Source organism: Neobacillus ginsengisoli (assembly GCF_030813055.1).
On the sequence record NZ_JAUSTW010000002.1, the window covers coordinates 470132 to 483400 of the forward strand.

14 protein-coding genes are annotated in these 13269 nt (G+C 36.0%); 12 read left to right on the forward strand and 2 right to left on the reverse strand.

Annotated elements, in window-relative coordinates; translation table 11 throughout:
- Positions 1 to 18: 18 nt before the first annotated feature.
- Positions 19 to 897, reverse strand: coding sequence for a metallophosphoesterase (locus tag J2S10_RS07780; RefSeq protein ID WP_307406142.1), 879 nt, complete (start codon positions 895 to 897; stop codon positions 19 to 21).
- Between the two features lie 399 nt (positions 898 to 1296).
- On the opposite strand from J2S10_RS07780, the gene J2S10_RS07785 reads away from it, so the two are divergent.
- The 12 genes from J2S10_RS07785 to J2S10_RS07840 all read left to right on the forward strand — a co-directional run bounded on the left by J2S10_RS07785 (position 1297) and on the right by J2S10_RS07840 (position 11552).
- Positions 1297 to 2508 (forward strand): EAL domain-containing protein, encoded by a 1212-nt coding sequence (locus J2S10_RS07785; protein ID WP_307406144.1) that lies wholly within the window; start codon positions 1297 to 1299, stop codon positions 2506 to 2508.
- A 70-nt stretch (positions 2509 to 2578) separates the two neighbouring features.
- Complete coding sequence (locus J2S10_RS07790) at positions 2579 to 2815, forward strand: hypothetical protein (protein WP_307406146.1); 237 nt, start codon at positions 2579 to 2581, stop codon at positions 2813 to 2815.
- Positions 2816 to 3059: 244 nt separating this feature from the next.
- Positions 3060 to 3611, forward strand: coding sequence for a DUF3993 domain-containing protein (locus tag J2S10_RS07795; protein ID WP_307406148.1), 552 nt, complete (start codon positions 3060 to 3062; stop codon positions 3609 to 3611).
- A gap of 232 nt (positions 3612 to 3843) precedes the next feature.
- On the forward strand, positions 3844 to 4080 hold the full coding sequence (locus J2S10_RS07800) for a YkuJ family protein (protein WP_307406150.1): 237 nt from the start codon (positions 3844 to 3846) through the stop codon (positions 4078 to 4080).
- 112 nt (positions 4081 to 4192) lie between these two features.
- Positions 4193 to 4639, forward strand: coding sequence for a cyclic-di-AMP-binding protein CbpB (cbpB, locus tag J2S10_RS07805; protein ID WP_307406152.1), 447 nt, complete (start codon positions 4193 to 4195; stop codon positions 4637 to 4639).
- 64 nt (positions 4640 to 4703) lie between these two features.
- The gene (locus J2S10_RS07810; RefSeq protein WP_307406154.1) at positions 4704 to 6227 is read left to right on the forward strand and encodes an MDR family MFS transporter; all 1524 of its coding nucleotides are present in this window, start codon (positions 4704 to 4706) and stop codon (positions 6225 to 6227) included.
- A gap of 85 nt (positions 6228 to 6312) precedes the next feature.
- Positions 6313 to 7203: a LysR family transcriptional regulator gene (locus J2S10_RS07815; RefSeq protein WP_307406157.1), complete on the forward strand. Its 891-nt coding sequence runs from the start codon at positions 6313 to 6315 to the stop codon at positions 7201 to 7203.
- Positions 7204 to 7280: 77 nt separating this feature from the next.
- Positions 7281 to 7991, forward strand: coding sequence for a 2,3,4,5-tetrahydropyridine-2,6-dicarboxylate N-acetyltransferase (dapD, locus tag J2S10_RS07820; RefSeq protein ID WP_307406159.1), 711 nt, complete (start codon positions 7281 to 7283; stop codon positions 7989 to 7991).
- Between the two features lie 60 nt (positions 7992 to 8051).
- Positions 8052 to 9176, forward strand: coding sequence for an N-acetyldiaminopimelate deacetylase (locus J2S10_RS07825; RefSeq protein WP_307406161.1), 1125 nt, complete (start codon positions 8052 to 8054; stop codon positions 9174 to 9176).
- Between the two features lie 256 nt (positions 9177 to 9432).
- Positions 9433 to 9981: a peroxiredoxin gene (locus J2S10_RS07830; protein WP_307406163.1), complete on the forward strand. Its 549-nt coding sequence runs from the start codon at positions 9433 to 9435 to the stop codon at positions 9979 to 9981.
- A 63-nt stretch (positions 9982 to 10044) separates the two neighbouring features.
- Positions 10045 to 10500, forward strand: coding sequence for a TlpA family protein disulfide reductase (locus J2S10_RS07835; protein ID WP_307406165.1), 456 nt, complete (start codon positions 10045 to 10047; stop codon positions 10498 to 10500).
- A gap of 140 nt (positions 10501 to 10640) precedes the next feature.
- Complete coding sequence (locus tag J2S10_RS07840) at positions 10641 to 11552, forward strand: DUF4349 domain-containing protein (protein WP_307406167.1); 912 nt, start codon at positions 10641 to 10643, stop codon at positions 11550 to 11552.
- Between the two features lie 47 nt (positions 11553 to 11599).
- Here the strand turns inward: J2S10_RS07840 and rnjA are convergent, their stop codons facing one another.
- A complete protein-coding gene (gene rnjA, locus J2S10_RS07845) occupies positions 11600 to 13267 on the reverse strand; it encodes a ribonuclease J1 (RefSeq protein WP_307406169.1) in 1668 nt (555 codons plus the stop codon).
- Positions 13268 to 13269: the final 2 nt, after the last annotated feature.

The following is a 13269-nucleotide window of genomic DNA, read 5'->3' on the forward strand; positions in this document are numbered from 1 at the left end:
ATTGTGGATAAGGATTTTTCATTCGGTATTTTCTGATTTCAATGTAAAAACGGTTAGTTCAGGCTTAGCCATAAACCGAAACGGAAGCCGGGTTGTCCCAATTCCTCTGTTTACATACAAGGATAAAGGCTTGATTTCGCCGATGGAATAGATCCCCTCAGGATACTTTCGTGCAAATGGGGGTTTTACGAGTGCGCCAACAAACGGAATCTTTACTTGTCCTCCATGGCTGTGCCCGCTTAACTGCCAGTGAATTTGATAGTTTGAGGCAGTGTCAGCGAGGTCCGGAGCATGGGAAAGTAATAATTTAAACGTATTATCAGGAACATGTTTTTGGGCTAAATCCAAATCAGGGCTCCCCAGCATGGCATCATCAATTCCGATTAAAAAAATGCTGCTGCCATCCCTTAGTTTAATAGGTCTGGACTCGTTTAAAAGGACAGTGAAATTGGCTGCCTGCATAATATTCCGATAAAGCTCAGAACCGTATCCGCCGTGATCATGGTTGCCGAAAATGCAATACTGCCCGAGAGGTGCATTTAATTGCTGTAAAATCGGCACTATCTTATTGATTTCCCTATATTTATTCGGCTCGTCCATTAAATCGCCTGTGAAAAAAATCAAGTCAGGTTGAATAGCGTTAATTCTTTTAATTAATCCTTTAAACTGGTTAATATTATATTGGAAACCAAGATGAGTATCGCTAAATTGGACAATTTTTATCCCATCAAAGCTTTTAGGGATTAGGGAATGTTTAATTTGTAGTTCGTTTATATCAAGCAGTGAGGGCTCAATTCGATTAGCATAAAAGTATCCGCCTGAACTCATTCCGAAAACAGTAAGCAATGTACCTAATGTACTTTTAAGTAGCGATCTCCTTGTTATTTTTTTAGACATATATTCTACCAACCTATCTCCTTTTTTAACTTATATATACTAACAAACAATTTTTTGAAAATGAAGAGTCAATCGTATTGTCTTTAAAAAAAGTATCGAAAGCAGGGGGTTTTTTCCGGAAACTCACTTTAGGGAAAAATTTGACTTGATAGTTTAATATTCAATTCCCATTTATTTAATACCAAAAAGAATGTGTACGAAATGAAGAGTCTTTGGAATAAATTAGGTCCGTATAAGGAGGGGGAACGGATGCTCCTTTTTTGACCTTGGTTTTATCATGTATTTGTAACCGATGTGTTATGATGGTATTCTTTTGGAAACGAACGGGAAACGGTGATTATGCGTATTATATATAAGGGTATGGTATAATGAGAAAAATTCTTTTCTGGAGGTACTTAGATGGATGCATTGGATATCCTGACGGATCTTGAAAATGTCATTCCTTTTTTTCAACCGATTTTTAGTGCCGATGAACAACGCGTAATTGCTTACGAGGTATTGGGAAGGTATTGCTCTGAAGGAAATATTATTAGCTTGGGCCCCTTTTTTCAAGATGATCAAATTCCTGATGAATATAAATTTGAAGTAGATTTGTTGTTAGTGAAAAAAGCACTGGAAAAAGCCTTGGAACTTGAAGATGATGTCAGTATTTTTTTAAATCGAAATGCAGATTTATTAATGTATGGGCATGGAGAACCATTTTTACAGGAGCTTTTAGAATTTGAAAAAAAGGGATTGCAATTAAAAAGAATCGTTCTTGAAATTTCTGAACGGAATTACAAAGGAGATATAGGTCAAATAGATCACTTGCTGCAATACTATCGGACTTATGGTATTGGAATAGCCATTGCTAGAATCGATAGTCAAAGTAATTATTTTGAACGAATTGGACAGCTTGAACCTGATATTTTAAAAATTAATTTACAAGCATTAAAATCGACGGGAACCGGAACTAACTTTAATGATGTATTGTTCACATTATCATTGTTAGCAAGGAAAATCGGTGCCACCCTATTGTTTGAAAATATAGAAATGAGTTATCAGCTTCAATTTGCTTGGAAAAATGGAGGCAGATATTATCAAGGCTACTATCTACATCCACCATCACCTGAGTTTATTCCGATAGACTTATTAAAGCATCGGTTAAAAGAGAAATTTCATGATTTTATTTCCTATGAAAAAAGAAAATTGGAGGCTGTTTATACAACAGCAGAATTTTTCCAAGTAACAATACAAGAAATTGTTATGAGAAATAGAAAGGCAAGTTATGAAGAGTTATTTCAAGCTTTAATAAAGGAAATGGATCAAATTGTTTTTCGTATGTATGTTTGTGATGAGGATGGGTTTCAAAAATCATCGAATATTTTTAAAGGTCAAAATGGCTGGAGTACACAAACAGAATATATGCATAAAAATTGGAGCTGGCGCCCGTATTTTCTGGAGAATATTATTAAAATGAGGAATGAAAAAAGAGGAATTTTGTCCGACTTGTACAGTGATATTGAAACAGGGGAATCGATCCGTACTTTTTCATTTCCGATGAATGGGAATGAATATTTATTTATGGATATCTCCTATCAATATTTATTTGAACATGATCAATTACTATGAGGTTCACTGAATAGAATGCTTCATGGAGTGGTACTTTAGAAGTAACCACTTCTGAAGGAGAAGAAAGCTCATGAATCTTTTTGTTAATATCCTGGCCATTGCTATTTTTGGAATTCTGGCAGTAGCACTTATTTTTACATGGTCTGAGGCAAGACAGCAGAAAACTGTTGATGGTGAAATTGATTCCCAATTACCAAAGCCGGTACAGCATAATGTCTATATGCGCAACCCCATTTTTTTATCATACGGCATCTTTTTTGCCCTAGTGCTATTTATTATCCTTTTTGTTGCCATTACGTATTTATGATAGGTCTCTATATTGAGGCCTATTTTTATTTGGGGCCGGACCATAATTATAAGTCAAAAGACATGTTTGAATCCTCCTAAAATAACGACATTTATAGGAGGATTCTGAATAATTAACAGGTATATTGTTTGAATATGTCTTATTCTGCTGATTTATTACGAAAGATATATTTATTCTAGAGGAATATTTATTGATAAAATCAATATTAATTTAAGTTGAGCGATAATGGAAGGGGGAAAGATTCATGAAGAAATTATTCTTTTTTTTAATTATATTTTTATTAATTATGCCTTTATCTTCACAAGCAAAAACTAATTTAAACAATAGAAATGATGTTTTTGATTTTTTACACGGTGCTTTCGAAGCGCAGGTATCTTTAAGTAATCAGTTCCGGACAAAAGAAGAGATTACCGATATATTAAATCCCTATTTTTCCCATCAATTTCAGCAGGCCTTTTGGAACGAAAATATTGTTAAAGAGGGAGGAAAGTATATAACCTATGGCTCTGATTTTGCCCAATATTACATACCCTTTTACCACTTTTCTAATAAAACAAAAGTTGTCATTGGTTCAGATGAGATTTATGTCTTTGAATATTTTCCCGCCAGTACAGAAGGTCCCGTTGGTTATAAAAGCCATTATGAGGGGCTGCTCCTGAAAAAGATCTCTGATGATTGGAAGGTGGATAAATTTTTGTATAATAATATTCCTAAAAATATTATAGAAAAAGCAAAAAATAAAACAAAACGAAGTAGGGTGTTTTCAATTCTCCATTATAGGCAGCTTTTTTATTAAAATGTCGAAGTCAAATTCAAGAGTAAGTTTTAATTTTTTAAGACTTTTATTAAAAAATATCATTTTCTTTCATTTTTGCTTGGACAAATGGGCTCTGTTATTTTATTCTTTTAATATTGGTATAAAAAAATTTTAGATATAAAATTCTGAAAATAATCCATAAGGATAGAAATATGCCAAAAGAGAAATATAACAGTAGGAAGTTTGTTTGTGTTTGAAAGGAGATAAGCATATGTCACAGCTTCAAGGTATATTAACCCGTTTAAAAAACCTTCAGGAACAATCGGGCGGAGGGGAACCGGCACAACGCTATTTCGAGGTAAATGGTGAAAGAAAGTGTCAGGTAACATATCATCCCAAAACGGAAACATTTGAATTGGAAGTATATAACGAAAAGGAAAAACCAAAACGTTATCAATTTGATAATGTCGATATGATTACAATTGAAATATTTGATTTAATTCAATAGGAACCTTAATGGTTCCTTTCTTTTTCAAAAGCGGTTTCAAAAGATTCACTCCCCTTGGGAACCTATGGTAAAATATATATGTGGTAAAACAAACATTGAGGAGTTTTCGGTAATGATTAGTCTTCACAGTGGGGAATTTTTAGAATTAACAATTAAAGATTTAATGATACCTTCTGAACGGGTCGCACATGTTCAGGTTGGTAATAATCTAGAACATGCACTATTAGTTTTAACAAAAAGCGGCTATACAGCCATTCCTGTTTTAGACCCGCATTATAAGCTGCATGGGTTAATTAGTACATCAATTATCATGGATTCGATTCTCGGTTTAGAAAGAATTGAATTTGAAAAGCTAGAAGAAAAAAAAGTTGAAGAGGTAATGAAAAAGGCTATCCCTCGTGTCAGAATGACCGCTTCTTTAAAAACATGCCTTGATTTACTTGTGAGCCAACCGTTTCTTTGCATCGAAACGGAAGATGGCTTTTTTGAAGGAATTTTACCAAGAAGCACCGTATTAAATCAATTAACGAAAATAGTCAAAAGGTTTAAAGAAAAGTAAAATATGTTTTTTCGGCTCCCTTATTGGGGGCTGTTTTGTTAGTTAAACCAAAAGAGGTGTTTAAATGGGAGAAATAATTGAGAAACCGGCCGCACGAAGTTCGCAAAAAAGGCAAACCAATAAACCTCTTGTATTAGCCGCCGTTATGTTAGCGATGTTTATGGGTGCTATTGAGGCTACGATTGTTTCCACAGCGATGCCTGCAATTGTCGCTGATTTAGGGGGGTTTACACTCTATAGCTGGGTTTTTTCCTCTTACTTGCTAATGAATGCGGTTACAGTTCTAATTTATGGTAAATTATCTGATTTATTTGGGAGAAAACCAATTTTATTTTTTGGAATCATTGTTTTTTTAATAGGATCATTACTTTGCGGCTATGCAACCTCGATGCAAACACTGATTATATTTCGATTAATACAGGGATTTGGTGCCGGCGCTGTCACTCCAATTGCAACAACTATTGTCGGTGACATCTATACACAGGAGGAAAGGGCTAAAATTCAAGGATATTTATCAAGTGTTTGGGGAATATCTGCTATTACCGGACCGGCAGTAGGCGGTTTACTCGTTCAGTATGTTAACTGGCATTTTGTATTCTGGATCAATATCCCTCTTGGAATTCTTTCAATAATTGGTCTTTCCCTTTTTTTACATGAGCATGTGGAAAAGAAGAAACACAAAATTGACTATATGGGCGCAATTATTTTAACGGTTGCAATCTCTTCTATAATGTTTTTACTTGTTGAAGGAGGGAGCCGCTTTCCATGGGGTTCATGGCAAACGTTTAGCCTCTTTGCATTGTTTGCAATTGCGATTATTGGTTTTGTTTTTCAAGAAAAGCGTGCAAAAGAGCCGATCATGCCATTTACTATTTGGAAGGAACGCTCAATTTTTATTGCGAATATTACGTCTTTAACTACGGGAATTATGTTAATTGGTATTTCAAGTTTTTTACCTACTTTTGTCCAAGGTGTAATGGAACAAACTGCAATCGTCGCTGGATTTACTTTAACCGCTATGTCAATTGGTTGGCCGATTGCCTCAACGCTTTCCGGAAGGATGCTAATAACCATTGGTTATCGGGAAACTTCGATCATTGGGGGCGTAACATTAATCTTAGGGAGTATCGCTTTTGTGACAATGTCTGCTTCTTCCGGTCCTGTTTGGGCAGCATCCGGTTCGTTTTTTGTCGGTGTCGGAATGGGTTTGACTTCAACTGCATTCATTGTCTCGATTCAAAGTAACGTTGGCTGGCAGCAGAGAGGAATTGCTACGGCGGCTAATATGTTCATGCGAAATCTCGGGAACACGATTGGTGCTGCTTTGTTTGGTGGAATTCTTAACAATCGCTTGAGTAATTACTTATCAAAGAATGTAACTGATACAGTCAAAGGGTTAACAGTGAATTCAGCCAATTTCCTTTTGAAAGAAAGCGAGCGGAATAAGCTGACAGAAACGGTGAAAACTATCCTCCAAGATGGGTTAACACTATCTTTACATACTGTTTATTATGTTGTTCTTACATTTGCAGTATTAAGCTTAGTTTTCATTTTTTTTATACCGAAAAAAGATCAAAGCTCTGTTTAATTTTACAGAGCTTCTTTTTTTTAAAACGTTTTTAATGAAATTTATTATTTTAAAAATTATAATTAAGAAAAACATATGAAGAGGGATGCCTTTGTCCTCATTATCGGAATTTCAATTATTATCGGTTTTAGCGCAAGAAATGAATATGCGCAAAGCTTCAGAACGGCTTTTTGTGTCTCAGCCCGCACTTTCACAAAGATTGCAAACAATTGAAAAAGAATGGGGAACAAAATTATTTATTCGCTCGCAAAAAGGCTTATCCCTTACCCCTGCAGGCGAGCACGTGATTCAATTTGTCAATGAGGTGCTTCTTAAACAGGAAAAGGTTTGGGAAACCATCCACTCTCTCCAGGCAGGAGTTTCCGGAACATTAAAAATTGCAGCGGCTTCTATTGTGGGACAAAATTGGCTTCCGCAAGTATTAAAGAAGTTTATTGATACCTATCCGCAAGCCAAAATTTCCCTGTTAACGGGTTGGAGCAGCGATATTTTAAAATGTTTATACGATGATCAAGTACATATTGGGATTATTAGAGGAACTCCTGATTGGAAAGGTGTTAAAATACATCTTTTCAATGATCCGTTATATTTAGTTGATCGGGAGATTACAAAACCTGAACAGGTGTTAGAAACGGATCGTCCCTTTATCCAATTTAAAAGTGACTCCAATTACTATCAGGAAATTCAAGATTGGTGGATGCGAAACTTTAAAACTTCTCCAAAGCGGACCATTGTGGTAGACCAAATTGAGACGTGCAAACAAATGACCTTTAATGGAATCGGATATTCTATTTTGCCGGCCATTACCCTCAATAACACTGAAAAAAATCTTTTTAAAATTCCACTGGTTGATCAAAATAATGACCCGCTTAAAAGGGATACATGGCTATTAGGGTATGAGTCTGCCTTCCAACTAAAGCAAGTTCAAGCATTTGTGGACTTAATAAAAGAACATACCGATGAATCACTGGTCTAAAGGGATTGTTTTTTCTTGTTTTCATTTCTTTTGTTTGTTAAAGTATTTTTTAGCAAGGACAAATAGGGGGTACTCATATGAAAATGATGGATGCAAATGAAATTATTGCTTTTATTGGGAATAGTAAAAAATCTACTCCAGTCAAGGTTTACTTAAAAGGGGATCTGACAGGGCTTGAATTTGGCAGCGATGCAAAGACTTTTATCAATGGGAACTCCGGTGTAATTTTCGGTGAGTGGTCCGAAATTAATAGCGTATTAGAAGCAAATAAAGAAAAAATAGAAGATTTTGTCGTTGAAAACGATCGACGTAATTCAGCTATCCCATTATTGAATACAAAAAATATTAACGCACGTATTGAACCGGGAGCTTTTATCCGTGATCAGGTTGAAATTGGCGATAATGCCGTCATCATGATGGGAGCTGTTATCAATATTGGTTCAGTCATTGGCGAAAAGACGATGATTGATATGAATGTTGTTTTAGGCGGAAGAGCAACAGTTGGGAAGAATTGTCACATTGGTGCAGGTACAGTATTAGCAGGTGTAATTGAGCCGCCGTCTGCAAAGCCTGTAGTCGTTGAAGATGATGTTGTAATTGGTGCCAATGCTGTAGTTCTTGAAGGGGTAACGATTGGAAAAGGTGCCGTTGTTGCAGCGGGAGCTGTTGTTATTGATGACGTCGCACCATATACTGTTGTAGCAGGTACTCCGGCTAGAAAAATTAAAGATATTGATGAAAAAACAAAGTCTAAAACCGAAATCAAACAAGAACTCCGTAAATTATAATCATAATATATGTTAGCGTGGAGTGATCCACGCTTTCTTTCTAGTATCGGGAGTGAAGAGATGAATACTTATGTGAAAATTCGCCGCGACCTTCATCAAATACCTGAATTGGGGTTTCAGGAGTTCAAGACTCAGGACTATTTATTATCCTATATTCAATCCTTACCTCAAGAAAGAATTGAAATCAAAAAATGGAAGACGGGTTTGTTTGTCAAAGTGTATGGCATGAGTCCCAAGAAAACAATTGGATACAGAACAGACATTGATGGCTTGCCGATAGAGGAACAAACAGGTTTACCCTTTTCATCTACACATAATAACCAAATGCATGCATGTGGACATGATTTACATATGAGTATTGCTCTCGGTGTGCTCACCCACTTTGTTCATAATGAAATACATGATGATCTTCTGTTTATCTTTCAGCCGGCTGAGGAAGGGCCGGGTGGTGCAGAGCCGATGTTAAAGTCAGAAATCATGCAACAGTGGAAGCCTGACATGATTTTTGCTTTGCATATTGCACCTGAATATCCTGTTGGAACGATTGCATTAAAAGATGGATTATTGTTTGCCAACACCTCGGAGTTATTTATTGATTTAAAGGGGAAGGGCGGTCATGCTGCATATCCGCATCAAACGAATGATATGGTTATTGCAGCTTGTACCTTAGTCAACCAGTTTCAGACTATAGTTTCAAGGAATGTTAACCCGTTAGACAGTGCTGTAATAACGATAGGTAAAATAACAGGCGGAACAGTTCAAAACATCATTGCCGAAAAAGCAAGGCTTGAAGGAACGATTAGGACATTATCTCCTGAATCAATGAAAAAGGTAAAACATCGAATCAAGTCCATAGTAAAAGGCATTGAAACCGGCTTTGAATGTGAAGCTGTCATTGACTATGGCTCTATGTATCACCAGGTATATAATGATGAGCACCTAACAAATGATTTTATCAATTACTTGAAGCAGGAATCGACCGTTCAGGTAATTGAATGCCGGGAAGCAATGACAGGTGAAGACTTTGGTTATATGTTGGATGAAATTCCCGGGTTTATGTTTTGGCTCGGCGTAGATTCACCATTCGGTTTACATCATGCCAAATTAAACCCTAGTGAAGATGCGATAAATGTAGCTGTAAATATCATGACAAGCTATATTACTCATAAAGGAAACGAAGAATAAAAAAGCCGTTTTTAAAAAGTAATTAACACAGTTTTTTTTAAAATTTTGTGGCCTTTTTTCGATTATTCTTTTTAAAAAAGGGTAAAACTTAGTAAGGGTAAAATTAAATTATAATTAATAATAAATATTTATTTAAATTAATTATAATTTAATATTGACTCAAAAAAATTATTATCCTATAATGATTATAGTCAGGAGATAGCAATGTATATTGCTATAAAATCAATCTTATTTACATATTTGGAGGGATTTAGTTATGCCGGAACGTATGGTTGGTAAACAAGCGCCGCGTTTTGAAATGGATGCAGTTATGCCTAATAAAGAATTTAAAAAAGTTAGCCTCGAAGAAAACATGAAAAATGATAAATGGACTGTATTATTCTTCTATCCAATGGACTTTACCTTTGTTTGTCCAACAGAAATTATTGCATTGTCTGATCGTTATGATGAATTTGAAGATCTTGATGCAGAGGTTATAGGTGTTTCAACTGATACGATTCATACTCACCTTGCTTGGATTAATACTGACCGCAAAAACAATGGTCTTGGCGAATTAAAATATCCATTAGCAGCTGACACAAACCATGTTGTTTCACGTGATTATGGGGTTTTAATTGAAGAGGAAGGTATTGCACTTCGCGGTTTATTTATCATCAATCCGGAAGGTGAATTAATGTACTCTGTTGTTCACCACAACAATATTGGCCGTGAAGTTGAAGAAGTATTACGTGTACTTCAAGCGTTACAAACCGGCGGACTTTGCCCTGCAAACTGGAAGCCTGGACAAGCAACCTTGAATGTTTAATTATATCAGCCAGAAAGACCTAACCAAGGTGTTAGGTCTTTTTTAAAATAGGGGGGATTTTGAATGAAACTTCGTGAACCAATGCCTGAATTAACCGGTGCCACTGAATGGTTAAACGGTGAAGTGACGAGGAATGAATTAGTTGGTGAAAAACCTACACTTATTCATTTTTGGTCCATTAGCTGTCATTTATGTAAAGAAGCAATGCCGCAGGTAAATCAATTCCGCGACACTTACAAAGATAAATTAAATGTAGTTGCAGTTCATATGCCAAGATCAGAAAATGATTTAAATATTGAGGAAATTAAACAAGTTGCTGCCGAACATGGAATCAATCAGCCAATCTTTGTTGACAGTGATCATAAACTAACTGAAGCCTTTGAAAATCAGTATGTACCGGCCTATTATGTTTTTGACCGCGAAGGAAAGCTCCGCCATTTTCAAGCAGGCGGAAGCGGGATGAAAATGCTAGAAAAAAGAGTAAACCGTGTATTAGATGAATTAGAAAAAGCCGAATAAATGAATACACTTAATGGACTGTTCGTTTTAAAATGAACAGTCTTTTTTTTCTGTAACCCTTTCCTATTTCCAGCGTCAAAATAATAAATTAGAAAATTTTTACTGATGGATCAAAATAGAGAAAAAGGGGTGTTGTGAAGATGAAAAAACTTATAAAAATGGTACCAATTTTTATCATTACAATCTTTATTTGTCTCTCAGGCTGCAGTTCCGGCAGTAAAAGTGAATCCGGAAAAATGAGTGCAGGAAATCAAAAAATGCTTGATTCTGTAAAATCCGGGGCACAGGAGAAAATGGCAGTATTTCCAGGAGAAACAGCAAAAAAAAGTCAAACAGATACTGCCAAATTAGAAGTACCTAATCAAATGGTTATCTATAACGCAACCCTACAGTTACGGGTTAAGAAATTTGAACAAACGTTACAAACGATAGAGGAAGCTGTCAGTAAATATGGCGGTTATATTGCCGAGTCCAATTTGTCTAAATCAGGAACAGAGCAGGTTAGCGGGAGTATCAAAATCCGCATCCCGCAAAAGCATTTTCAGGATTTTTTACATGATGCGGAAGGCCAAGCGGCTGAGGTTATCCAAAGAAACATAGCAGGTCAGGATGTAACGGAGGAATATGTTGACCTGGAATCTAGATTAAAATCAAAACGAGTTGTAGAAGAACGGTTGACTACATTTATGAAGACTGCAACAAAAACCGAGGATTTATTAAAGATTTCTTCAGATTTAGCTGCTATTCAGGAAGATATTGAAATTATCGAAGGGAAAATGAAATTTTTAGAAAATCAAACCGCACTCTCAACGGTTAACATTACTCTCTATGAAAATAAAGTCATCGTACCTGACATCGAAAAAGATAATTTAAACACTTGGGAGAAAACCAAAAAGCAGTTTATGAAAAGTACTAATTTGCTATTGGCGGGCCTATCCGGTTTTGTAGTTTTTATTATTGGCAACCTGCCGATTCTCTTGATTTTACTGATCCTTGGATTGGTAGTATATTTTTATTACAAGAAAAGAAGAGGGCAAAAAAATCAGGAATAATAAACAGCACAAAAAGAGAAGCCGCAGCTTCTCTTTCTTAGTGCATATCATACTTCCATAATAATAGGTAAAATCATCGGTCTACGTTTTGTCTTTTCATAGAGGAAAGGTGCTAATGTGTCAGTTATTTCATTTTTAATTTCTGACCATTGGCTAGTCTTCCGCTCCATAACTTTATTTAAATGCTTTGTAATTAAATTCTGAGCGTCATTAATTAAATCTCCGGATTCTCTCATATAGACAAATCCACGCGAAATAAGGTCGGGGCCGGAAGCAATTTTAAATTCCTTCATGTTGATACTGACTACTACTACCACTAATCCTTCTTCCGATAAAATTCTGCGGTCGCGTAAGACAATATTTCCGATGTCTCCGACACCGCTTCCATCAATATAGACTGAACCAGATGGTATTTTACCTGCCACTTGTGCGGTATCCTCTGATAAGGCTAAAACCTCTCCATTATCCATTATAAAACAATTAGATTCTTGGACCCCGCAATCAACCGCTAGCTTCGCATGCATTCTTTGCATACGGTATTCACCGTGTATTGGCATAAAAAATTTTGGTTTTATTAAACGGAGCATAAGCTTTTGTTCTTGTTGCCCCCCATGTCCGGAAGTATGAATATTACTTAACTTTCCATGAATAACTTCCGCACCTGCTCTGTAAAGCATATTAATGGTTCTGCTCACACTTATTGTATTACCTGGAATTGGTGATGATGAGAATACAACCGTATCACCGGGGATAATTTGAATTTGCCTGTGCGTTCCATTTGCAATTCTTGAAAGAGCCGCCATTGGTTCGCCTTGGCTTCCTGTACAGAGAATCGTAACCTTATCTGCAGGCAATCGGTTAATTTGATTTGCTTCGATAAACGTTTCCTTTGGTGCATTAATATAGCCTAACTCCAGGCCGATATTAATGGCTGCTTCCATGCTTCGTCCAAAAACAGCTACTTTTCTTCCATTTACCACTGCAGCTTCTACTACCTGCTGTAGTCTATGAATATTTGAAGCAAAAGTAGCAAAAATGATTCGACCATCAACCTTACGGAAAATATCATCAATACTTTCACCAACACGTCTTTCTGACATGGTGAAGTCAGGGATTTCACTATTTGTACTATCAGAAAGTAAACACAAAACGCCTTCTTTACCAATTTCAGCCATTTTGGTTAAATTAGCCGGTTCGCCAACAGGGGTAAAATCAAATTTGAAATCGCCTGTATGGACTATTTGACCTGGAGGGGTTTTTACCACTATTCCGTAGGAATCAGGAATACTATGAGTGGTTCGGAAAAAAGTAACGGATGTTTTGCGGAATTTAATGACATCGTCTTCTTTAATTTCAATCAGTTTTGCATTTCTTAATAACCCATGCTCTTCCAGTTTGTTTTTAATTAATCCCAATGCAAGTTTTCCACCATAAATAGGAATATTTATTTCTCGTAACAAGTATGGTATTCCGCCAATATGATCTTCGTGCCCGTGGGTAACGAATAAACCCTTTATTTTTTCTTCATTTTTAATTAAATAGGTATAATCAGGAATTACATAATCAATTCCTAAAAGCTCATCCTCGGGAAACTTAATCCCGGCATCGATTAAAATAATTTCATCCTGAAACTGAACTGCATAGGTGTTTTTGCCGATTTCACCTAAACCGCCAAGGGCAAAAACGGCAGTTTGATCATTTTTTACAAATTTCATAA